Source organism: Rhodoferax sp. EU05-FHT12H12, assembly GCF_058791215.1.
The window spans coordinates 319,697-342,018 of record NZ_JBYTDI010000001.1; the positions used below are offsets into that span (position 1 = coordinate 319,697).

The 22,322-nt window shown below is 64.9% G+C and carries 20 protein-coding genes; 12 read left to right on the plus strand and 8 right to left on the minus strand.

The genetic code is table 11. The features are described from left to right. Nucleotides 1-3: 3 nt before the first annotated feature. A complete protein-coding gene (locus AC3WS7_RS01495; protein ID WP_492655130.1) occupies nucleotides 4-741 on the plus strand; it encodes a hypothetical protein in 738 nt (245 codons plus the stop codon). On the opposite strand, the gene AC3WS7_RS01500 is transcribed toward AC3WS7_RS01495, so the two are convergent. Together AC3WS7_RS01500 and AC3WS7_RS01505 are read right to left on the minus strand one after the other, a co-directional pair. Continuing rightward, nucleotides 738-2,477: an FAD-dependent oxidoreductase gene (locus tag AC3WS7_RS01500; RefSeq protein ID WP_492655131.1), complete on the minus strand. Its 1,740-nt coding sequence runs from the start codon at nucleotides 2,475-2,477 to the stop codon at nucleotides 738-740. The two genes, AC3WS7_RS01495 and AC3WS7_RS01500, sit on opposite strands and share 4 nt — an antisense overlap. A gap of 8 nt (nucleotides 2,478-2,485) precedes the next feature. Then, entirely contained in the window at nucleotides 2,486-2,758 is a 273-nt protein-coding gene (locus AC3WS7_RS01505; protein ID WP_087493783.1) for an oxidative damage protection protein, read from the minus strand. Between the two features lie 172 nt (nucleotides 2,759-2,930). Between AC3WS7_RS01505 and AC3WS7_RS01510 the strand changes: the two genes are divergently transcribed. Beyond that, a complete protein-coding gene (locus AC3WS7_RS01510) occupies nucleotides 2,931-3,422 on the plus strand; it encodes a disulfide bond formation protein B (RefSeq protein ID WP_492655552.1) in 492 nt (163 codons plus the stop codon). 113 nt (nucleotides 3,423-3,535) lie between these two features. After that, a complete protein-coding gene (locus AC3WS7_RS01515; protein ID WP_492655132.1) occupies nucleotides 3,536-5,089 on the plus strand; it encodes a methyl-accepting chemotaxis protein in 1,554 nt (517 codons plus the stop codon). Nucleotides 5,090-5,545: 456 nt separating this feature from the next. Here AC3WS7_RS01515 and argA read toward each other — a convergent pair whose 3' ends face one another. Further along, nucleotides 5,546-6,892, minus strand: a complete 1,347-nt coding sequence (gene argA / locus AC3WS7_RS01520; protein WP_296465851.1) for an amino-acid N-acetyltransferase — start codon at nucleotides 6,890-6,892, stop codon at nucleotides 5,546-5,548. 73 nt (nucleotides 6,893-6,965) lie between these two features. On the opposite strand from argA, the gene hrpA reads away from it, so the two are divergent. From hrpA to cobJ, 5 genes are read left to right on the plus strand one after another with little or no spacing between them, the layout of a single operon-like run. Beyond that, entirely contained in the window at nucleotides 6,966-11,042 is a 4,077-nt protein-coding gene (hrpA, locus tag AC3WS7_RS01525; RefSeq protein WP_492655133.1) for an ATP-dependent RNA helicase HrpA, read from the plus strand. Between the two features lie 3 nt (nucleotides 11,043-11,045). Then, complete coding sequence (gene cobG / locus AC3WS7_RS01530) at nucleotides 11,046-12,224, plus strand: precorrin-3B synthase (RefSeq protein WP_492655134.1); 1,179 nt, start codon at nucleotides 11,046-11,048, stop codon at nucleotides 12,222-12,224. Further along, nucleotides 12,208-12,840: a precorrin-8X methylmutase gene (locus AC3WS7_RS01535; protein ID WP_492655135.1), complete on the plus strand. Its 633-nt coding sequence runs from the start codon at nucleotides 12,208-12,210 to the stop codon at nucleotides 12,838-12,840. The genes cobG and AC3WS7_RS01535 overlap by 17 nt, the downstream gene beginning before the upstream one ends. Further along, the gene (locus AC3WS7_RS01540) at nucleotides 12,840-13,571 is read left to right on the plus strand and encodes a precorrin-2 C(20)-methyltransferase (RefSeq protein WP_492655136.1); all 732 of its coding nucleotides are present in this window, start codon (nucleotides 12,840-12,842) and stop codon (nucleotides 13,569-13,571) included. Before AC3WS7_RS01535 ends, AC3WS7_RS01540 begins: the two co-directional genes overlap by 1 nt. Beyond that, nucleotides 13,568-14,317, plus strand: a complete 750-nt coding sequence (gene cobJ / locus AC3WS7_RS01545) for a precorrin-3B C(17)-methyltransferase (protein ID WP_492655137.1) — start codon at nucleotides 13,568-13,570, stop codon at nucleotides 14,315-14,317. The genes AC3WS7_RS01540 and cobJ overlap by 4 nt, the downstream gene beginning before the upstream one ends. On the opposite strand, the gene AC3WS7_RS01550 is transcribed toward cobJ, so the two are convergent. Continuing rightward, a complete protein-coding gene (locus AC3WS7_RS01550; protein WP_492655553.1) occupies nucleotides 14,278-15,045 on the minus strand; it encodes a cobalt-precorrin-6A reductase in 768 nt (255 codons plus the stop codon). The genes cobJ and AC3WS7_RS01550 overlap by 40 nt on opposite strands. Here AC3WS7_RS01550 and cbiE point away from each other — a divergent pair. From cbiE to cobF, 4 genes are read left to right on the plus strand one after another with little or no spacing between them, the layout of a single operon-like run. Beyond that, the gene (gene cbiE / locus AC3WS7_RS01555; protein ID WP_492655138.1) at nucleotides 15,044-16,225 is read left to right on the plus strand and encodes a precorrin-6y C5,15-methyltransferase (decarboxylating) subunit CbiE; all 1,182 of its coding nucleotides are present in this window, start codon (nucleotides 15,044-15,046) and stop codon (nucleotides 16,223-16,225) included. The genes AC3WS7_RS01550 and cbiE overlap by 2 nt on opposite strands. Nucleotides 16,226-16,235: 10 nt before the next feature. After that, on the plus strand, nucleotides 16,236-16,625 hold the full coding sequence (locus AC3WS7_RS01560) for a cobalamin biosynthesis protein (protein WP_492655139.1): 390 nt from the start codon (nucleotides 16,236-16,238) through the stop codon (nucleotides 16,623-16,625). Further along, the gene (cobM, locus tag AC3WS7_RS01565) at nucleotides 16,622-17,410 is read left to right on the plus strand and encodes a precorrin-4 C(11)-methyltransferase (protein WP_492655140.1); all 789 of its coding nucleotides are present in this window, start codon (nucleotides 16,622-16,624) and stop codon (nucleotides 17,408-17,410) included. Before AC3WS7_RS01560 ends, cobM begins: the two co-directional genes overlap by 4 nt. After that, on the plus strand, nucleotides 17,407-18,165 hold the full coding sequence (cobF, locus tag AC3WS7_RS01570) for a precorrin-6A synthase (deacetylating) (RefSeq protein ID WP_492655141.1): 759 nt from the start codon (nucleotides 17,407-17,409) through the stop codon (nucleotides 18,163-18,165). Before cobM ends, cobF begins: the two co-directional genes overlap by 4 nt. Nucleotides 18,166-18,185: 20 nt before the next feature. Here the strand turns inward: cobF and AC3WS7_RS01575 are convergent, their stop codons facing one another. The 4 genes from AC3WS7_RS01575 to AC3WS7_RS01590 form a co-directional block, all read right to left on the minus strand. Beyond that, a complete protein-coding gene (locus tag AC3WS7_RS01575; protein ID WP_492655142.1) occupies nucleotides 18,186-18,716 on the minus strand; it encodes a hypothetical protein in 531 nt (176 codons plus the stop codon). Nucleotides 18,717-18,804: 88 nt separating this feature from the next. Then, nucleotides 18,805-19,965 carry a PQQ-dependent sugar dehydrogenase gene (locus AC3WS7_RS01580; protein ID WP_492655143.1) on the minus strand — a complete coding sequence of 387 codons (1,161 nt, stop codon included), beginning with the start codon at nucleotides 19,963-19,965 and terminating at the stop codon, nucleotides 18,805-18,807. Nucleotides 19,966-20,044: 79 nt separating this feature from the next. Further along, the gene (locus AC3WS7_RS01585) at nucleotides 20,045-21,205 is read right to left on the minus strand and encodes a pyridoxal phosphate-dependent aminotransferase (protein ID WP_492655144.1); all 1,161 of its coding nucleotides are present in this window, start codon (nucleotides 21,203-21,205) and stop codon (nucleotides 20,045-20,047) included. Between the two features lie 118 nt (nucleotides 21,206-21,323). Continuing rightward, entirely contained in the window at nucleotides 21,324-22,289 is a 966-nt protein-coding gene (locus AC3WS7_RS01590; protein WP_296465885.1) for a CysB family HTH-type transcriptional regulator, read from the minus strand. Nucleotides 22,290-22,322: the final 33 nt, after the last annotated feature.

The following is a 22,322-nucleotide window of genomic DNA, read 5'->3' on the forward strand; positions in this document are numbered from 1 at the left end:
AACATGGCAGCAACGGTATTGGTCAAGGTGGTGGGGTTCAGTGATGTTGAGCGGCATTCGCTCAACACCCTGTTTCGTCTTTCCGGACGGGAAGGGCCCAATTACCACCTTTGGACGCCGGATGCCGCCGGTCCGGCCCAGGTCGCCCTGATCGATGTTGACAGTTACGAGGCTGGCCTGGAGCTCGTGTCACCCAGTTTCAACCCCAACTTGAAAATGATCTGTGTGGGCGCAGAGGCTCCTACGCTGGCGTGGCGCACCGTGCCGCGACCGGTCGATTGGGCCGCCATGGTGGGGCTCTTGGATGAGCTGTTTGTGTCTGCGGTGGATGTGGATATCGACATCAGCCAGGAGGACCCACCGGCTGCGCCTTTGCCGCCGGGGGTCAAGCTGGCCCTGTTGGCGGGTCTGCCCCTGGAGGCGCGTCTGTACCTGCGTGCACGTTTGGCGCTGGCCGGCATTACCGCGGTGGACGAGGTACAAACTGCGGCCCAACTGGATGACAGCGTGAAGGCCCGCCCCTACGATCTGGTGCTGGTGTACGTGAACGACGATGCCATCGACCCCTGGATGCTGGTGAAACATTTGCAGGATCTGGAAAAGCCGGTGCGCAGCGTGGTGGGGGTGTCCACCAATGCGAGCTGGAAAACCGCCAATCTGGCCGAGCGCATGGGCTGCATGGGCCTGCTGGAGATTCCGTTCAATCCCATGCAAGTGATTGGCATGCTACAGAAAGTCTAACTGCGCTTGCGCTTGGGGCGGCGCACATCCAGGCTGCGCGCCAGGCTGCTTTCCAGGGGCCAGGGCTCACCACACAAGCGGGCGACCAGCAACTCGGCCCCGAGTGCCGAAAACGTCAACCCCCTCGCTCCCATGCCGGCGTGAATCCAGAGCGAAGGTGTCCCCCCATCGGGTGCATCGCTGAGTGCGCCGACCCACGGCAATCGATCGTGGGTCACGCACCGGGTGGCGGACCAATGGAGGACTTCATGGCGTGCAAATGCAGGTGCCACATCCGCCCCCACGGTCGGCAGCAATTCGCCCAGGCGCTGGGCATTGGCCCGGTGCTGCTCAGCCAGTGGCGCCAGACGGTGGCCCACCACTTCGGGAATACGGTCTGGCTCAAATGTGGAGCCTGCCAGCCATGCCGACCCGCCGTCCAGCGGCACTTGTGGCAAAAAGTTGCCATGGCCGTTGACCGGATGTTGGGGCCAGTGGGCGGCCAGGGGCAGGGTGGCGTGTATGGCGTAACTCACCGTGCCGTGCACCGCGTGCAGAAACTCCAGCCGTTGTGCCAATCCCTCGCCCAAAAAATGCACATGCGCAGGGTCCATCATCAGAGGCACGCAACCGGTGGCATTGGCCAACACGAGCAGCTCCGATTCCGCCCGGATACCGCCCTCCGGGCCGATCAACTGCCACACACCGTGGTGCTGTTGCAAACCGGTAATACGGGCTTCAAACAGGCAGCGAATGCCGGGGTGGCGCAGCCAGGCCTCTACCAGACGGGTGGGGCGTATCCAGGCGCCTTGCGGGTGCCAGCGGGTGGTGCTGTGTTCCAGGTCTTGCTCCTGCACCCCACTGGCGTGCCAGTCGGTGCCATCCTGCAACAGGGCCGCTGCATGTTGCAGCATGAGTCGCGCGCCTACACGTGACATGCGGGAGCGGGGGCTGTCGTCCGCCGATACATGGGGCACGACCAAGCCCGCTGGCAGTCCGGAGGCGCCGCCCGCCGCCGCCGCATGTTGGTCCAACACCGTGACCTGCCAGCCGCGCCTTGCCAGTGCGTAAGCCACACTGGCACCGGAGATGCCGGCACCCAGCACCGTGCAACGCTGTGGGGCGATGGTGGGGGGGCTCTGGTCGCGTGCACCCAAAGACCAGTGCGGTTCAAAACGTCCTTGCAGGCCATGGCCATCCGGCCGCACGTCCACATACCCTGCCTCTGCCAGCCATGCGTGGGTCTCTGGTGCTGCGTTGTCCAGCACCAACCGCGCACCACGTTGGCTGCAGCGCGCCAGGGCCTTGATGCTCCACTTGTCCCAGGCGATGTTGGCGCCGCACCCCCACAGGGTGTGGGCCAGGAATTGCTGCTCGGCCAGAAGCGCAGCGGCGTCCCCTACGCACAGGGTAAGCGAGAGCTGGCCCTGTGCGAGCAGGATGCGGTGTTGGCCTGGTCCCAGATCCGCGCAGGCGGCACCCAGTGCATCGGCCAGGGGGCGCCATTGGGGCGTGTTTTGGGCGGCTTGCCGGGCGAGCACAGACAGCTGCTGCGCCTGGGCGGGCGCCAGCAGGCCCACGTAATGCAGCATGCGCGGGCGCTGCGTGTCAGTCTGCCAGGTGTGCCAGCAGTGCAAAAATGGGGTGAGGGTCGCAAAGTCGGTGTCCAACACCGCCCAGGCCGGGCGGTCGGCCCAGGCCTGGGGGAGTGCGCAAGACGCAAGCAGGCGTTGGGGCAGGGTGCCTGCGTCGTCCATGCCTGGCCTCAGGCGCTGGGGGGAACGTAGCCCTGGGCGGCGTCAGCGCCGTCGCCGAAAAAGTGGTTTTCCATCTGGCGGGCCAGGTACTGGCGCGCGCGCGCGTCGGCCAGGTTCAGGCGGTTTTCGTTGACCAGCATGGTCTGGTGCTTGAGCCAGGCGGCCCAGGCTTCCTTGCTCACGCTCTCCCAGATGCGCTTGCCCAGCTCACCAGGGTAGGGCGCAAAATCCAGGCCTTCAGCCTCTTTGCCCAGCTTGATACAGTTGACGGTGCGTGCCATGGGGAAAACCTTTTAGTCGATGGTGTGAAAACGAAGGCCGCATCTTATTCGCTTTGGCCCAAGCCCCTGCAGACCGGGGAACTTCGGCGATGTGCATGGCACCAACCCGTAACGCCGCCCGTCGGCCGCGCAACAGAACGAGGAATTGATTTTGAATTTGGTTTTCAACTGGATGGACAACGCGCCGCGACGCGTGTTTGGTGGGGTGGTGTTGGCCTGCGTGGCCATGCTGGCGTTTGGCATGTACCTGCAGCATGTGGTGGGCCTGGAGCCTTGCCCGATGTGCATCGTGCAGCGATATGCTCTCATTTTGGTAGCTGTTGGCGCAGCATTGGCGGGGGCTAGTGGCCGAAAAGGCTTGCAAATCACCGGTGCGTTGCTGTTGACGGTGTTTGCGGTGGCCGGGGCGTATGTGGCGGCCCGCCAAAGCTGGTTGCAGTGGTACCCGCCTGAGGTGGTGTCCTGTGGGCGCGACCTCTACGGCATGATCGAAACCTTTCCGCTCAAACGCGCACTGCCCATGATCTTCCGTGGCGGTGGCGATTGCAGCAAGATCGACTGGACCTTTCTGGGCGGCACCATCGCCAACTGGTCTTTCCTGTGTTTTGTCGGCTTTGCGGTTTTTGGCAGCCTGATGACCTGGCGCATCGCCCGCCGACGCTGAACGCTGCGGGTTTTCACTTCGGGTTTTCCTCTGCACTTGCCTGCGCAAAGTGACTAGTATCTTTCTAGTCCGCTCAGGGCGGGCTTTTGCAGAAGAAATACAGGAGACCCGCCATGTTCCAGCTCGCGTCGTATTCAGTCGCCCGGCGACTTGGCTTACTGACCGTCAGTGCGCTTCTGGGTCTGGTCATTTTGCTGACCTATTTCATGGTCTCAGAGCGCAACATGTTGTTGCAGGAGCGCCAAACCAGCGTGCGACATGCGGTCGAGGTGGCGCATGGAGTGGTAGCGCATTTCCATGACCTGTCCACCAAGGGTAAGTTGAGCGAAGACGAGGCCAAGACAGCCGCCATTGCCGCCCTCAAGGCCCTGCGCTACGGCGGCTCCGAATATTTCTGGATCAACGACATGCAGCCCAAGATGGTGATGCACCCGATCCGCCCCGAGCTGGATGGCAAAGACCTGGCAGAAAACAAGGATCCCACGGGCAAACCCCTCTTCGTGGCTTTTGTGGACGTGGTCAAGGCCAAGGGCGCTGGCGATGTACCCTACCTCTGGCCCAAGCCGGGTAGTGACAAACCTGTGCTCAAGGTGTCCCACGTCAAGGGGTTTGCCCCTTGGGGATGGATTGTGGGCTCCGGGGTGTATGTGGACACGGTGGACGCCGCCATCATGAGTCGGGCCGTGCAGTCTGGTGTGGCCGCACTGGTGCTGGCCGCGGTACTGCTGGGGGTCGGGGTAATCATCACGCGCAGCATTGCCAAGCAGCTGGGTGGTGAGCCTGGTGTGGCCAATGCCATCACCCACCGCATGGCTCAGGGCGAATTGAATGTGGAGATTCCGCTCAAACCTGATGATGACTCCAGCGTCATGCATGGCATTAAGGGGATGCGCGACAACATGGCCCGCATCGTGGCCCAGGTGCGCGAGGGCAGCGAGTCGGTGGCGACGGCCAGTGCCGAGATCGCCCAGGGTAACCAGGATTTGTCTTCTCGAACGGAGTCGCAGGCCAGTGCGCTGGAAGAGACGGCCGCTTCCATGGAAGAGCTGGGTTCCACGGTACGGCAAAACGCCGACAATGCCAGCCAAGCCAACCAACTGGCGCAGAGTGCCTCGGTGGTGGCGATGCAGGGGGGCGAGGTGGTGGCCCAGGTGGTCAACACCATGAAGGGCATCAACGACAGCTCGCGCAAGATTGCCGACATCATCAGTGTGATCGACGGCATTGCCTTCCAGACCAATATCCTTGCGTTGAATGCTGCCGTAGAGGCTGCACGCGCCGGCGAGCAGGGCCGGGGCTTTGCCGTGGTAGCCAGTGAGGTGCGGTCCTTGGCCGGCCGTAGCGCCGATGCTGCCAAAGAAATCAAGAACCTCATCAGCGACAGCGTGCAGCGCGTGGAGCAGGGCTCTGTGCTGGTGGATCAGGCTGGCAGCACGATGACCGAGGTGGTTAGCAGCATCCGCCGAGTCACCGACATCATGGGCGAGATCAGCGCGGCCAGCTCCGAGCAGAGTGCCGGGGTGGCGCAGGTGGGTGAGGCTGTTTCGCAGATGGACCAGGCCACGCAGCAAAACGCGGCGCTGGTGGAGGAAATGGCGGCGGCGGCCTCCAGCCTGCGGTCTCAGGCGCAGGATCTGGTGAAGACGGTGGCGGTGTTCAAGCTCTAGGTTGGGGCACGCTTTTTTGCCTCATTTGCTTGTTGGGCTGCACCGCTTTTTTAACACCCACTCCCCCAAGCCCCTCGCCCCGTCGGCGAGGGGAGCTTTTAACAGCCATATTTTGTTTTTTGTCGCCGGCTAAGCGGCTACTGGCGGTGCTTTAGAACTGTGCTGGCGCACCACGGCCCGCGCCTGCGTTGGGGGTGACCTCGCAGAGATGGGTTGTTCAATGCTGGCGGCTGCGCCCGCCAGTGGGGGAGCGCCAACATGTTCGAAGTCCCACAACCGTTGGCACTGGCCGTGGCGCGAAGTCGCGGTGGCAACCTCACTGAATTGATTCCGTATTTGGAGCACAGCCATCAAATCGGCTGTTCAAGGCTCCCCTCGCCGACGGGGCGAGGGGCTTGGGGGAGTGGGTGTTCAAAAAACGGTGCAGCCGGGCTAAAGAGCCCAAAAAACAAACGCCTAGAGCTTCTTGACCAGCACCTGGCTCTTGCGGTCCCAGTTGTACTTGCGCTTGCGGGCTTCGGGCAACCAGTCCGGGTCCACCTGCACAAAACCGCGCTTGATGAACCAGTGCATGGTGCGCGTGGTCAGCACAAAAATGCTATCCAACCCGGCGGCCTTGGCACGCTGCTCCACACGTTTCAACACACGTTCACCGTCACCCTGGCCCTGTACATCGGGCGACACCGTCAGCGCCGCCATCTCGGCAGTTTTGGCTTCGGGGTAGGGGTAGAGCGCCGCGCAGGCGAAGATCACGCCGTCGTGCTCGATGATGGTGTAGTTGCCCGCGTCGCGCTCGATTTCGGTGCGGCTGCGCTTGACCAGCGTGCCGTCGCGCTCAAACGGTTCAATCAGTTGCAGGATGCCGCCCACGTCCTCTTCGGTGGCCTCGCGCAGGCTCTCCAGCTTTTCGTCCACCACCATGGTGCCAATGCCGTCGTGCACATACACCTCTAGCAATATCGCGCCATCCACCGCAAACGGGATGATGTGGCTGCGTTCCACGCCGGCCTTGCAGGCCTTCACGCAGTGCTGCAGGTAAAAGGCCACGTCGGTCGGCTGGTTGGCGGCGGGCAGGGCTTTGAGCAATTTTTCGGCCGCGGCCAGGGGCAGCTCGGTATCAATGGGGTTGTCTTCGCTGGCGGGCAGGGTCGGGTCCATGCGCACGCCGGGCACTTCGGTCAAAAAGATCAGCTTGTCGGCCTGCAGCGCCGTGGCGACGCTGGTCGCAACTTCTTCCATGGCCAGGTTAAACGCCTCACCGGTGGGCGAGAAGCCAAACGGCGACAGCAGCACCATGGCGCCCATGTCCAGCGTCTTGGTGATGCCGGCAATGTCCACCTTGCGCACCAGGCCGCTGTGCTGGAAGTCCACACCATCGACGATGCCGACCGGGCGCGCGGTGATGAAATTGCCAGAAATCACGCGCACCGTGGAATCGGCCATGGGGGTGTTGGGCAGGCCCTGGCTGAACGCGGCTTCAATCTCGTAACGCAGCTGGCCCGCAGCTTCCTGGGCGCAGTCCAGTGCCACCTCGTCGGTAATACGGATACCGTGGCTGTATTTCGGCGTGTGGCCCTTGGCTTTGAGTTGTTCGTTCACCTGCGGGCGAAAGCCGTGCACCAGCACAATCTTCACCCCCATGCTCTGGATCATGGCCAGGTCTTGTGCCAGGCTGTGTAGCTTGCCAGCGGCAATCGCCTCGCCCGCAATACCCACCACAAAGGTCTGGTTGCGGAACTTGTGAATGTAGGGCGCGACCGACCGGAACCAGGGAACGAAGGTGAAGTTGAAGACAGAGGTCATTGCGGGGCGGTGGCAGTCAGATAAATGGGGGGCGGGGCGGGGATAATCCGCAATTCTCTACGAAGACCTGCCCTTGACTGCCAGCCCCTTGCAAATCGAATTCCCAGAGTCGCTCCCGGTGTCGGGCAAACGCGACGAAATCATGGAGGCCATTGCGGCGCACCAGGTGGTCATCGTCTGCGGGGAAACCGGTTCGGGCAAGACCACGCAGCTCCCAAAAATCGCGCTGGCCATGGGCCGGGGCAAGCTCAACTACCCTGAAGGCCAGCGTGGCAAGCTGATTGGGCACACCCAGCCAAGGCGTATCGCCGCCTCCAGCGTGGCCAAGCGCATTGCCGAGGAATTGAAGACGCCACTGGGCGATGTGGTGGGCTTCAAGGTGCGGTTCCAGGACCGTTTGAGCAAAGACGCCTCTGTGAAGCTGATGACCGACGGTATCTTGCTGGCCGAGACGCAGACCGACCCGCTGCTCAACGCCTACGACACCCTCATCATTGACGAAGCACACGAGCGTTCGCTGAACATCGACTTTCTACTGGGCTACCTGCGCCAGATTCTGCCGCGCCGCCCGGACCTGAAAATCATCGTCACCTCCGCCACGATCGACGCGCAGCGCTTTGCGGACCATTTCAAGTCCAGCAAGGGCCCGGCGCCCGTCATCATGGTGTCTGGCCGCATGTTCCCGGTGGAGCAGCGCTACCGGCCGTTTGAAGAGTCGCGCGAGTACGACATGAACAACGCCATTGCCGATGGCGTGGACGAGCTCTGGCGCGACCCACACAACCAGGGCGACATCTTGGTGTTCCTGCCCGGCGAGCGCGAAATCCGCGAGGCCGCCGACCACCTGCGCAAGCACCTGAGCCACCAGCCGGTGATGCGCAACGCCGAGGTGTTGCCCCTGTTTGCGCGCCTGAGTCCCGCCGAGCAGGACCGTATTTTTGATGGCCACACGGGCCGGCGCATTGTGCTGGCGACCAACGTGGCCGAAACCTCGCTGACCGTGCCTGGCACAAGATACGTCATTGACGCAGGTACCGCGCGCATCAAGCGCTACAGTTTCCGTAGCAAAGTGGAGCAGCTGCTGGTGGAACCCATCAGCCAAAGTTCGGCCAACCAGCGCGCGGGGCGTTGCGGCCGCGTGGCGAACGGCATCTGTATTCGTCTGTACGACCAGAAAGACTTTGACGGCAGGCCGCGTTTTACCGATCCTGAAATCCTGCGGTCTTCCTTGGCGGGCGTCATTCTGCGGATGAAGTCGCTGCATCTGGGCATCGTGGAAGACTTTCCGTTTCTGGAGCGACCCAGTGGCCGCGCGATTGCCGATGGCTACCAGTTGCTCAATGAACTGGGTGCGGTGGACGATGCCAATGAGTTGACGCCGCTGGGGCAGGAGCTGAGTCGCCTGCCGCTGGACCCGCGCGTGGGGCGTATGTTGCTGGAGGCCCGTTCACGCGAGGCGCTGGATGAGGCGCTGGTGATTGCGTCGGCGTTGAGCGTGCAGGATGTGCGCGACCGGCCCATGGAGGCGCAGCAGCAGGCGGATGCGGCACATGTGAAGTTTGACGACGAAAAGAGCGAGTTCACCGGCTACCTGAAGTTGTGGAAGTGGATCCATGACGCGCGGGGTGGTAGCGCGCCGGTACACCCGGGAGTTGGGAGCGGTGGGCGTTCTGCGCAGGTCAAGGAGGATCCCGCAAAGCGGGCGGGGGACACGGAGCAGGGCGCCCACCGCTCCCAACTCCCAGCGACCACCAATACGCACAAGTTGTCCAACCGCCAGTATGAACAGCTGCTGCGCCAGAACTTCGTCAACATCCGCCGCGTGCGAGAGTGGAAGGATATTCACAGCCAGCTGCACACCGTGGTGGCCGAGCACAAATGGCGCCTGAATACCAAGCCCGCCAGCTACGAGCAGTTGCACCTGTCCATGCTGTCCGGCCTGCTGGGCAACATCGGCTGCAAGCTCGAAGAAGGGCAGAACGGCGAGTACCTGGGCGCGCGCAGCATCAAGTTCTTCGCCCACCCTGGCGCCCACCTGACCAAAAAGCCCGGCAAGTGGATCGTGGCGTCTGAGCTAGTGGAAACCACGCGCCTGTTTAGCCGCGGCATCGCCCATATCGAGCCACAGTGGCTCGAAAATGTGGGCGGACATTTGCTCAAGAAGCAACTGCTCGATCCGCACTGGGAAAAGAAAGCGGCCGAGGTAGTGGCGCTGGAGCGGGCCACGCTGTATGGCATCGTGGTCTACAGCGGGCGCAAGGTGAACTACGGCCGCGTGGACCTGCACGGTGCGCGTGACATCTTTATCCGCGAGGCGCTGGTGGGCAAGGAGTGGGAAACCACACTGCCCTTCCTGGCCGCGAACCAGAAACTCATCAAACAGGTGGAAGACCTGGAGCACAAGGCGCGCAGGCAGGACGTGCTGGTGGATGATGAGCTGATCTACGCCTTTTACGACCAGCAATTGCCCGCCGACGTCTGCAGCGGCTACAGCTTTGAGCGCTGGTACCGCGAAGAAGTGAAGAAGCAGCCCGACCTGCTGAAGCTGACGCGCGAAGAGCTGATGCGCCATGAGGCGGCGGGTATCACCACCGCGTCCTTTCCCAAGACGATCCGCCTGGGCGGTGTGGACTGCGCGGCCACCTACCTGCACGAACCCGGCGACGCGCGCGATGGCCTGACCGTGACCTTGCCACTGTTTGTGCTGAACCAGGTGAATGACGAGCGCTGCGAATGGCTGGTGCCCGGCATGCTCAAGGACAAGGTGCAGGCGCTGCTCAAAACCCTGCACCAGCGCCCGCGCAGCCGGCTGGTGCCGCTGCCCGACACCGCCGCCAAGTTTGCCGAGGCGCTGAATGCAGTCGAGAAGTTTGGCTCCGGTGGGCTGGTGGAGGCGGTGCTGAAGCTGGTGCGCGACGCCACCTCGTTGGACATCGTGAAGGCCGATATCAAGGTCGACATGCTGAGTCCACATTTCTTCATGAACTTCCGCGTGGTGGACGAGCATGGGCGGCAGATGGGGCAAGGGCGTAATCTGGGTGCGCTGAAGGCGGAGCTGGGTAGCCAGGCGCGTGGGGCGTTTCAGGCGCTGGCCTCGCTCAAGCTGGCGCAAAACGCGTTGCCGGGAGCTGGTTCGGCAGTGCGTTCTGCGCAGGTAAAGGGGGAGCCCGCACAGCGGGCGGAGGACACGGAGCAGAATGTGCTGCCGAATCGGCTCCCAGCCCCCGCCAAATCTGCGCGAGCAGCTACCGAAAATGTAGCAAAGCCCAGCATTTTGGACGGCCGCTTTACCGCCTGGACCTTTGGCGAGCTGCCCGAGCTGCTGGAAATCCGCAAGGGCGGCCAAACGCTAATTGGCTTCCCCGCACTCATTGATGCAGGCGATGCAGTCACGGTGGAAGTGTTTGACGAACCCGAGGTGGCCGCCGCCAAACACCGCGCCGGCCTGCGCCGCCTGTTTGCCATCCAGATCAAGGACGCACTCAAGTACCTGGAAAAGAACATCCCCGACCTGCAGAAGATGGCGGTGAGCTACATGAACGTGGGCAAGGCCGACAACGGCAGCGGCGGCGGCACGATTGAAGAGCTGCGCGAGCAAATCATCGCGGTAGCGCTGGACCGCGCCTTTTTGCTGGACCCGTTGCCGACCGACGAGTTTGCCTTCAAGCGCCGCATCGAAGAAGGGCGCGGGCGCCTGACCTTGATTGCCAACGAGGTGGCCCGCATGGCGGCGGTCATCTTGTTGGAGTATGCGGCTGCGGCGCGCAAGATCAAGGACACCAAGAACGCGCCGGATGCTACTGGCGATGTCCAGCAGCAGCTCAACCGCCTGATCCCCAAGAAGTTTTTGCAGGCCACACCCTGGGACCGCTTGCAGCACCTGGCCCGTTATCTCAAGGCCATCACACTGCGGCTGGACAAGTACCGCGCCGACCCGGCCCGTGACACAGCCCGTCTGAGCGAGTTGCGCCCGCAGGAACAACGCTACTGGCGCCTGGTGGCCGAGCGCAAGGGTGCGGTGGACGAGCGCATGGCCGAATTCCGCTGGTTGCTGGAAGAGTTGCGCGTGAGCTTTTTTGCCCAGGAGCTGCGCACGCCGCAGCCGGTGAGCGTGAAGCGGCTGGACAAGGCCTGGGCCCAGATTGGCTAAGCCATGACGCCTGAACTGCCATCCCCGTCTCCGCGCATCCAGGGCTGGTGCCCCGGTGCCCTGCGGCCCATGCGGGCCGAGGACGGCTGGGTGCTGCGCGTGCGGCCGCCCTTGGGGCGGCTCACGCAGGCGCAGGCGGCGGGCATTGCGGCACTGGCAGCCCGCTATGCGCTGCACACCGTGGAGCTGACCAGCCGGGCGAACCTGCAATTGCGCGGCATCACGGAGGCCAACTACCCGCCGCTGCTGGCCGGCCTGCAGGCGCTGGGCCTGGTGGACGCCGATGTACACACGGAGTCGCGCCGCAACCTGATGCTGGCGCCGTTCTGGCAGGCGGGCGACGGCAGCACCGAATTGGCCGAAGCCTTGGCCCAGGCGCTGGCCAGCCCGCAGGCCCCGGACTTGCCCGGCAAATTTGGTTTTGCACTGGACAGCGGTGCGACGCCTGTGCTGCGTGCCAGCTCGGCTGATATTCGCATTGAGCGCCATGGCTCCGGTTTTTTGGTCTATGCCGACGGCAGCGCTGCCGGTGCGTGGGCGCCAGCGGGGGAGGCCGTAGCCCTGGCCATGGAACTGGCGCAATGGTTTGTGCAGGCGGGCGGGCTGGCAGGCCCACATCGGCGCATGGCGGCGCTGCTCGCCAGCCGCGCGCTGCCCGCGTGCTTCACCACCACGCCCGTGCCACCGGTTGCCGTTTACCAGCCGCCACTGGGGCGCGTTCCCCTGGGCTATCTGGTTGCGCTGGAGTTTGGGCAGTTGCCTGTGGCCACGCTGGCCGCCTTGGCTGAAATAGCCTCGCTGCGCCTGACACCCTGGCGCAGCCTGCTGATGGAAGGCGTGCAGAGCCTGCCTGCGCAGCCAGAGCTCATCACCCGCAGCGACGACACCCGTTTGCGCATCAGCGCCTGCACCGGTGCGCCGGGCTGCGGGCAGGCGGCGGGCGTCACCCGTGCCTTGGCCCGCAGGCTGGCAGACGTCCTGCCTGCCGGCCAGACGCTCCATGTATCGGGCTGCAGCAAGGGCTGCGCCCACCCCGCACCAACACTGACCGTGGTGGCCACCGCCACCGGGTACAACCTGATTCACCACGGCAACGCCGCGTCCCCTCCCGACTCGGTGGGGCTGACCCCGGCGGCACTGGCCACCCAGCTACAAGAACGAGCGCATGCGACACCTTTATGAAACCGATGGCGAGGCCATCTACCGGCAGTCCTTTGCCATCATCCGCGCCGAGGCCGACCTGGCCCGCTTTGACTCCGTGGAAGAAATGGCCGCGGTGCGCATGGTGCACGCGGCGGGCATGGTGGGTCTGGAGTCGCACATCCACTTCACCCCCGGCATGGCCTTGGCTACCCGGGCCGCACTGGAGGCTGGCGCCCCCATTTTGTGTGACGTGCGCATGGTGAGCGAAGGCATTACCCGCAGTCGCCTGCCTGCGGACAACGCGGTGATCTGCACCTTGCAGGCGCCCGAGGTGCGTGCACTGGCGCAGACCCTGGGTACCACCCGCAGCGCTGCCGCGGTGGAGCTGTGGCGCCCGCATCTGGCCGGGGCCGTGGTGGCCATTGGTAATGCGCCTACCGCGCTGTTTCACCTGCTGAACCTGCTGCAAGACCCCGACTGTCCCAAGCCTGCGGCCATCATTGCCTGCCCGGTGGGTTTTGTGGGCGCCGCCGAATCCAAGGCGGCGCTGATGGCGGCGCCACCCGTGCCCTCCATGGTGGTGAGCGGCCGGCTGGGCGGTTCGGCCATCACCGTGGCGGCCATCAATGCGCTGGCCAGCCGGAGGGAGATTTGATGGGCCACATTGTCTGTGCCGGCCTGGGGCCTGGCGACCCCGATCTGATGAGCGTGCGCTCGGACCGCGCCATCCGCAGCGCCGGGCATGTGGCCTATTTCCGCAAAAAAGGGCGCCCCGGCCAGGCCCGGCGCATGGTGGAAGGCATGCTGGCACCACACGCCGTGGAGTACCCCATGGAGTACCCGGTGACCACCGAGCTGCCCTTTGACAGCCCCGAGTACATCCACTGCCTGGCCACCTTTTACGACGACTGGGCCGAGCGCCTGGCCACGCTGGCGCAGACGCAGGACGTGCTGGTGCTGTGCGAGGGGGACCCGTTTTTCTACGGCTCCTTCATGCACCTCTACACCCGCCTGCAGGGCCGCGCCCAGGTCGATGTCATCCCCGGCATTCCCGGCATGGTGGGTTGCTGGTCGGCCACGCAAACCCCCATGACCTGGGGTGATGACGTGATGACCGTGCTCATGGGGACCTTGCCCGACGCCGAGCTGGAGCGGCACATGCAATCGGCCGACGCGCTGGTCATCATGAAAACCGGGCGCAACCTGCCCCGCGTGCGCCGGGCACTGCAGGCCACCGGTCGGCTGCAGCAGGCCTGGCTGGTGGAGCGCGGCACCATGCCGGGCCAGCGTGTGCTGCCACTGGCCGAGGTGGATGGCAATGACTGCCCGTACTTCGCCATCGTGCTGGTGCACGGCCAGGGCCGGCGCCCGGAGGTGCAGGAATGAGCGGCTGGCTGTGTATTGCCGGCCTGGGGCCGGGTGACGAGCAGTTGGTGACGCCCGAAGTGCGCGATGCGCTGGCCGAAGCGACCGATATCGTGGGCTACATCCCCTACGTGGCGCGTATTGCGCCGCGGCCGGGGCTCGCCTTGCATGCCTCGGACAACCGGGTGGAGATGGACCGGGCCCGTGCGGCCCTGCAGATGGCGGCCGCGGGCCATAAGGTGGTGGTGGTGTCGTCGGGCGACCCCGGCGTGTTTGCCATGGCGGCCGCCGTGTTTGAAGCACTGGAAGGCCAGGCGCACTGGCAGGCGCTGGATATCCGGGTGTTGCCCGGCATTACCGCCATGCTGGCCGCTGCGGCCAAGGCCGGTGCGCCACTGGGCCACGACTTTTGTGCCATCAACCTCAGCGACAACCTGAAGCCCGCCAGCCTGATCGAAGCCCGCGTGCGCGTGGCGGCCGGTGCCGACTTTGCGATGGCCTTTTACAACCCGCGCTCCGCCAGCCGCCCGGATACGTTTGTGCGCATCCTCGCCGTGTTACTGGAGACGTGTGGCCCGGACCGGCTCATTACCTTTGCCCGGGCGGTGAGTACGCCCGAGGAGCGCATGACCACCGTCACCCTGGCGCAGGCGCGTGCCGACATGGCGGACATGCGCACGGTTGTCATCGTGGGCAACAGTGCGACCCGGCAGGTCGGCCGCTTTGTTTACACGCCGCGTTCAGTGGCCACGCCGGTGCTGCCATGAGGGGCCGCAATCCACGCCAGCACCTCGTCTACGCGGCCTGTGGTGGGGCGTGGCGGAATGGCCGGACGGTCGATCAGGATGACGGGCAGGCCCAGGGCACGGGCGGCGCTGAGCTTGGCCTCGGCGCCACTGCCGCCCGAATTTTTGGCTACCACATGGGTGATGTGGTGCTGCTGCAACAACGCCGTGTCGGCGGCTACGGTGAAGGGGCCCCGTGCCAGCACGATGTGCCCGCGCTCGGGCGGCAACGCCACCGCGGCGTCCACCAGGCGCAGCAAAAACCAGTGTTGTTGAAGGGCCAGAAATGGCTCTACATGCTGTCGGCCAATCGCCAGGAAGATGCGGGACGGCGCATGGGGCAAAGCCTGTGCGGCGGACGCGATATCGGGCACGTGTTGCCAACGGTCACCCGCCTGGGCCTGCCAAGCGGGGCGCTCCAGCGCCAACAGTGGAATGCCAGTAACCGCACAGGCGGCCACGGCGTTGCGGCTCATCTGGGCTGCGAAGGGGTGGGTGGCGTCCACCACATGGCTGATGTGCTGGTCCTGCAACCAGGCACACAAACCGTCCACACCACCAAAGCCGCCGACCCGCAGGGGCAGCGGCTGGGGCAGCGGCGATTCGGTGCGGCCTGCGTACGAAAAAATGGCGTCCACCTGCGCATCGGCCAAGGCCTGGGCCAGTCGGCTGGCTTCGGTGGTGCCGCCCAACACGAGAACCCGCGGTATGGCTGAACCTTGGCTTTCAATCATTGGCATGGGGGAGGATGGGCTGCATGGTCTGTCGGATGGTAGCCGCTCGGCCCTGGCGAACGCACGGCATGTGGTCGGCGGCCCCAGGCATCTGGCCTTGGCGCAAGCGGGAGCGCGTGGCATTGCCTGGCCAGTGCCGTTTGACATCGCGCCTGTGCTGGCGCTGCGCGGCCAGCCCACGGTGGTGCTGGCCTCGGGCGACCCGTTTTGGTTTGGCGCTGGTGGCAGCCTGGCCAAGCACCTGGGCCCCGGCGAATGGCAGGCGTTTCCCGCACCCAGCAGCTTTGCCTGGGCAGCGGCTCGCTTGGGCTGGGCGCTGGAAACCATACATTGTTTTGGGTTGCACGCCACGCCCTTTGCGACCACCCGGCAGACGCTCCATACGGGCCAGCGGCTGCTGTGCCTGCTGCGCGATGGTGCGGCGGTCGCAGGCTATGCGCAGTGGCTGACAGCGCAGGGCGCGGGCGATTCCCGCGTCTGGGTGCTGGAGGCTTTGGGTGGCCCGCGTGAGCGTGTGCGTGAGGCTAGGGCACGGTCTTGCGACTTCGCAGACGTCGTCGCACCGGTGGCCATCGCCGTAGAAGTGGCTGGCCTGAGCGGCATGGCGCGCACGCCCGGGCGGCCCGACGCCGACTTTGCCCACGATGGCCAGATCACCAAATCACCCGTGCGCGCCATCACGTTGGCCGCGCTGGCGCCACGCCAGGGTGAACACCTGTGGGACCTGGGCGCGGGCTCCGGCTCGATTGCCGTGGAATGGTGCCTGGCCGGTGGCACAGCCAGCGCCGTGGAGCAGCATGCGGAGCGGGTGGCCCATGTCCAGGCCAATGCCCAGCACTTTGGCGTGGCCGCAGCGCTCGTGGTGGTGCATGGGGCGGCCATGCAGACCCTGCAGAACCTGCCCCGGCCCGATGCGGTGTTTGTGGGTGGCGGATTTGACCTGCCGCTGTTTGAAGCACTGCGCGCGGCCGCTCCCCAAGGCTGCCGCCTGGTGGTCAATGCCGTGACGCTGGAGACCGAGTCGGCACTGCTGCAACTGCACGCGCTGCACGGCGGTGCGCTGCTGCGCATCGAGCTGGCACATGCCGCGCCGCTGGGGCGCATGCGCGGCTGGCAGCCCAGCCGCCCTGTGGTGCAGTGGAGCATCCGGCTGTGAAGGGGCTGGCATGAGCGTGGCAGGCTTCGGGTTTCGTGAAGCCGCAACGGCAGACTCTTTGCGGGGCGCCTTGCAAGCAGCGTTGGCGCAATCGGATGCGCCCATCACCCTGACCGCGCTGGCCACGGCCTGGGACAAGGTGGCCGCGCCGGCGTTTGTGCAGTTTGCCGCCGAGTGGGGGTTGCCGGTGCTGGCCATTCCTGCCGAGGCTTTGCACGCGCAGCCGTCCCACAGCAGTGCCCATGTGCCTGCACGTTATGGCCAGGGCAGCCTGGCCGAATCTTCTGCATTGGCGGCCGCAGGCCGCGGTGCGCAACTGCGGGGGCCGCGCTGCGTGTCCCCGGATCGCCTGGCCACTGCGGCCATCGCGTTTGTCCTCCCTGAAAATACCTTCCCATGACTGTTCACTTTATTGGCGCCGGTCCCGGCGCCCCCGACCTGCTGACCCTGCGCGGCCGCGACCTGATTGCTGCCAGCCCCGTGTGTTTGTATGCGGGCTCTCTGGTGCCCGAGGGCGTTTTGGCGCATTGCCCGGCCGGTGCCCGCATCGTCAACACGGCACCCCTGTCGCTGGAGCAGATCATCGACGAGATCCGCGCTGCGCATGCCGCGGGGCAAGACGTGGCGCGCCTGCATTCGGGCGATCTGTCGGTCTGGTCCGCCATGGGCGAGCAGCTGCGCTGCTTGCGGGAGGAGGGCATTCCCTACACCGTCACACCGGGCGTGCCTGCGTTTGCAGCGGCGGCCGCCACGCTGGAGGCCGAGCTGACCTTGCCGGGCCTGTGCCAGTCGGTGGTGCTGACCCGCACCTCGGGGCGCGCCTCGGCCATGCCGGACAGTGAATCCCTGCACAACTTCGCACAGACCGGGGCGGTGCTGGCGATCCACCTGTCCATCCATGTGCTGGCCCGCGTGGTGCAAGAGCTGACCCCCCACTACGGCGCGGATTGCCCGGTGGCCGTGGTCTGGCGCGCCAGCTGGCCCGACGAGCGCGTGGTGCGCGCTACCTTGGCCACCGTGGAAGCCGTGGTGGGTGAGGGCATGGAGCGCACCGCGATCATTCTGGTGGGCCGTACCCTGGGCGCGCAGGACTTTGCCACCAGCCGTCTGTACGCCGGTGACTACGACCGGCGCTACCGCCCCGTGGGCACCACCCCCCGTTTTCCAGAGGGCGACACGCCATGATCGAACTTTGCCTGGTGGGCATGGGCACCGGCAACCCGGACCACATCACCCGCCAGGGCGTGGCCGCACTGAACGCGGCGGACCTGATCTTGCTGCCCCACAAGGGCGCGGACAAGGCCGACCTGGCCGATGTGCGCGCCAGCCTGTGCGCGCAGCTGATCACCAACCCGGCCACACGCGTGCTGGGCTTTGACATGCCGGTGCGCGACAGTGCCGACCCCGACTACCAGGGCGGCGTGAACCGCTGGCACGATGCCATTGCACAGGTGTGGCTGGCGCATATCCGGGCCCATCTGCCCCAGGGCGGGCGCTTGGCGCTGCTGGTGTGGGGCGACCCATCCTTGTACGACAGCACCTTGCGTATTGCCGAGCGTCTGGCGGCGCAACTGCCGTTGCGGGTATCGGTGGTGCCGGGCATCACGGCGCTGCAGGCGCTCACCGCCGCCCATGCCATGGCCTTGAATGAGATCAATGCTCCGGTCACCATCACCACCGGCCGCAGGCTGCGCGACCATGGCTGGCCCGCGGATGCCTGCACCGTGGCCGTGATGCTGGACGGCCAATGTGCGTTTCAGCAGTTGGCGCCCGCGGGCATCCATATCTGGTGGGGGGCTTATCTGGGCATGCCCAACCAGCTCTGCATCAGCGGCCCCCTGGGCGAGGTGGGCGCACAGATCGTGGCGCAACGCGAGGTGGCACGCGCGGCACACGGCTGGATCATGGACACCTACTTGCTGCGCAAGCACGCAGGGTGAGCAACGACAGCCCTGCCTGCTCAGGACTCGGGCGGCAGGAGCATGGCGATGCGCTCGCTGATGGAGTCGGCCCGCTCGGCGCCGGCAATGGTTTCCACGGCCGCAATCATGTCGCGTGCTGCGGCCAGCATCGATTCGCGGTCCTTGGCGTTGCGCAGCGCCTCGCGGAAGGCTTCGGCCTGCCCGGGGGCACGACGCACAAACATGCGTTCGCAGATGTCGAACAAAAACATGCGCGTGGTGGCCAGCGAACGTTTCCCCTCAAAGTTGTCTGCGGCGTGCGCGGGTGCCGCCGTGGAGGCAGGCACTGGCGCTGTGGGTGCGACTTCTGTGCGCAGGGGGCTGGGGCGCTCCAGGTTGATGCCGACCAGGTAGCCCGTTGCAATGAGCTGGTGGGCCAGAATTTGGGCTTGGCCATTGAACAGATGGTTCACCGCGCCCACCGTGGTTTTGCCATCGGCCAGGATCAGCAGGGCGCGCTCGCGCTGGCCCAGCGTGCGGCTTCCGCTTTGCAATTCCGCACGTGCCTTGTCAGTTTTTTGAAGTTGCATGGCTCGCCTCCAACGAAGCCCGCATTACAGCGTTGGAACATGACAAATGCGTGAAGGGCAGGCATCGCAGCGGCGCCCGCCGCCCGGCTTAGCGCGGCAACACGCGCAGCAGCCGCCCGTTGGGGCTGTCGGTCAGCAGGTAGAGCAGGCCATCGGGGCCCTGGCGTACATCGCGCACGCGTTCGCCCAACTCGGGCAGCAGCTTGCTTTCACGCAGTACCTTGCCGCTAAACGGTGCAGCAAGTTCCAGTCGCGCCAGGTAACCAAACTTGAGCGAACCCACCACCAAGTTGCCCATCCAGGCCTTGCCGTAGCGCTCGCTGGTGATGAAGGCCATGCCGGACGGCGCGATGGATGGCACCCAATAGTGCAGCGGCTGCTCCATGCCGGCCTGCGCAGTGATACCGCTGCCAATGCGGCCACCACCGTAGTTTTCGCCATAAGTGATGATGGGCCAGCCGTAGTTGCGGCCACGGGTGATGCGGTTGAGCTCGTCACCACCCTGTGGGCCGTGCTCGTGTTCCCACAGCGCGCCGTCAGGGGCCAGCACCAGGCCCTGGGGGTTGCGGTGGCCGTAGCTCCAGATCTCGGGCAGGGCGCCGTCGCGCCGTGCGGCGGGTGTGTTGAAGGGGTTGTCGGCGGGGATGCTGCCGTCCTTGCCCACGCGCACGACTTTGCCGTGGTGGTTGTCCAGGCGCTGGGCATCGTCTTTGCGGCTGAAGCGCTCGCCCAGTGTCAAAAACAAGGTGCCGTCAGGGCGCCCATCCTTGCGGCCTTCGGCGATGCGGCAGCCAAAGTGGGCGCTGCTGGCCACCTTGGGCTGTTGGCTGAAGAGCACCTGCACGTTTTGCAGTTGGCTGCGGTCTTGGGACAGTTGGGCACGTGCCAAGGCCGTGCTGTTGCCGCCAGCGCCGGGTTCGGCGTAGCAGAGGTAGAGGGTGCGGTTGTTGGCGTAGTCGCTGTCCAGCAGCACGTCGAGCAGCCCGCCCTGGCCGCCAGCGGCTACGGCCGGCACACCAGGCAAGGGGGCAGATACGGCCCCGGTGGCTTCCACCACGCGCAGCGTGCCGGGGCGTTCGGTCACCAAAAAACGGCCGTCTGGCAGAAAGGCCAGGGCCCAGGGACTTTGCAATTGGGTGGCGACGACTTCCACCCGCAACGGGGATGCAGTCTGCGCCAGCGCGGTGCTAGCGCACAGGGCCGCCAGGCACAGGCCAAGGCCACGCCAGACAAGGTGCTTCAGAACCATGGTTGCCCTCCATTTTTAAGACAAATTGGCCTCTAGCCCCCGTAGAATATACGCAAACAGCTCCTGAAATGATAGCAAATCAGAGTTTTTGCAAGCGCTCCAGCGCCGCGTTCAGGGTGGCGTCTTGTTTGGCAAAGCAGAAGCGCACCACGCGTTGGTCGAAACCGTCGCCATAAAAAGCGGACAGGGGAATCGCCGCCACGCCCACCTCGCGCGTGAGCCACTGGCAGAAGTCGGCCTCGCCCAGGTCGCTCACCTCCGAGATGTCCACACACTGGAAGTAGCTGCCCTGGCTGGGCAACAGCTTGAACTTGGTGTGGGCCAGTCCGGCGCGGAACAGGTCACGTTTGCGCTGGTAGAACGCGGGCAGCTCCAGGTAGGGTGCGGGGTTGCTCAGATAGGCGGCCAGTGCGTGTTGCACCGGCGTGTTTACGGTGAACACATTGAACTGGTGCACCTTGCGGAACTCGGCCATGAGCGGCGCCGGGGCGGCGACGGTGCCTACTTTCCAGCCCGTGACATGGAAAGTTTTGCCAAAGCTGGACACCACAAAGGCGCGTGCTGCCAGATCGGGGTAGCGCGACACGCTTTCATGCGGCTGGTCGTCAAACACCATGTGTTCGTACACCTCATCGCTGATCAGCAGCACATCGGTGGGGGCCAGCAGGTCTTGCAGGGCCAGCATGTCGGTTTTGCTCCACACCGTGGCGCTGGGGTTGTGCGGGGTGTTGATCAGCAGGGCGCGCGTTTTGGGCGTGATGGCCGCGCTGATCTTGGCAAAGTCGGGCCGGAAGGTGCCGGGTGTGAGCGGCACGCGCACCACCACACCGCCGGCCAGCTCGATATTGGGCACATAGCTGTCGTAGCAGGGCTCCAGCACAATGACTTCATCGCCCGGGTGCACCACGGCCAGGATGGCGGTGATGATGGCCTGGGTGGCGCCGGCGGTGATGGTGATCTCGGTGTCTGGGTGGTATTGCTTGCCATGCAAGGCGGCGATCTTGGCCGCCACGGCCTGGCGCAGCACCGGCACGCCGGTCATGGGCGGGTACTGGTTGTGGCCGGCCTGCATGGCGGCGGTCACCGCATCCACCAGCGCGGGATCGCAGGCAAAGTCGGGAAAGCCCTGGCCCAGGTTCACCGCCTTGTGCTCGGCAGCCAGGGCCGACATCACGGTAAAGATGGTGGTGCCCACCTTGGGCAGGCGGGAGGTAATGCTTGGGGTGCGTGGGTCGTTCATGAAATCACACGATGCAGGAATGAAATGGTTTGGTCAGTGCCACCGCGGAACCGGCTTTGCCGGGTCGCTGGTGGCGCCCTCCTGAGGGGGGCAGCGGCCGAAGGCTGCTTCAGGGGGCTCAAAGCTCATAGTCGTTCACATGGCCTTCCATAGCCTTGGCAATCAGAGTGCGGTCCAGGCGGCTGCTCAGCAGTTCGGCAAAGGTAAAGACGAAGTTGCGCAGATAGGCGCTTCGCTTGAAGGCCACGCGGGTGATGTTCTGGCCAAACAGGTAGCCGGCAGATCGCACCACCAGGCCGCCCTTGGCGTCATTTTTCTCCATGTCTTCCACCACATCGGTGACCGCCATTTCGGCGGCAATGCCAATACCCAGGCCCAGGCGCACATAGGTTTTGATCACGTCAGAGTCGATGGCTTCCAGCGAAATGCGGGGTTCCAGCTTGCGCGCGGCAAAAGCCTGGTCGATCTTGGTGCGGCCGGTGAAGGAGGGGTGGTAGGTGATCAGTGGCTCGGCGGCCACTTCTTCCAAGGTCACGCGCTCCTTCTTGGCCAGCGGGTGGTCGGTGGGCAGCACCAGTACGTGCTGCCATTCGTAGCAGGGCAGGGTCACCAGCTCGGAGTAGTTGGCCAGCGACTCGGTGGCAATGCCGATTTCGGCCACGTCGTCGATCAGCATGCGGGCCACCTGGTCGGGCGCGCCCTGGTGCAGGCTCACGTTGACTTTGGGGAAGGCGGTGCGCAGCTGGGCCACTTTTTCGGGCAGTACATAACGGGCCTGGGTGTGGGTGGTGGCGATGGAGAGGGTGCCACTGTCCTGCGAGCTGTATTGCTCACCGATGCGCTTGAGGTTGTTCACTTCGCGCAGGATCAGCTCGATGCTTTTGAGCACATGCTGGCCGGGTTCGGTGATGCGCTTGAGGCGTTTGCCATGGCGCGCAAAGATGTCGATGCCCAGTTCCTCTTCGAGTTCGATGATGGCCTTGGACACACCGGGCTGCGAGGTGTGCAGGGCTTTGGCGGCTTCGGTCAGGTTGAGGTTGCGGCGCGCGGCTTCCTGAACGAAGCGAAATTGGTGTAAGTTCATATCAAATTTCACCTAAAGATGAAATTCATTATG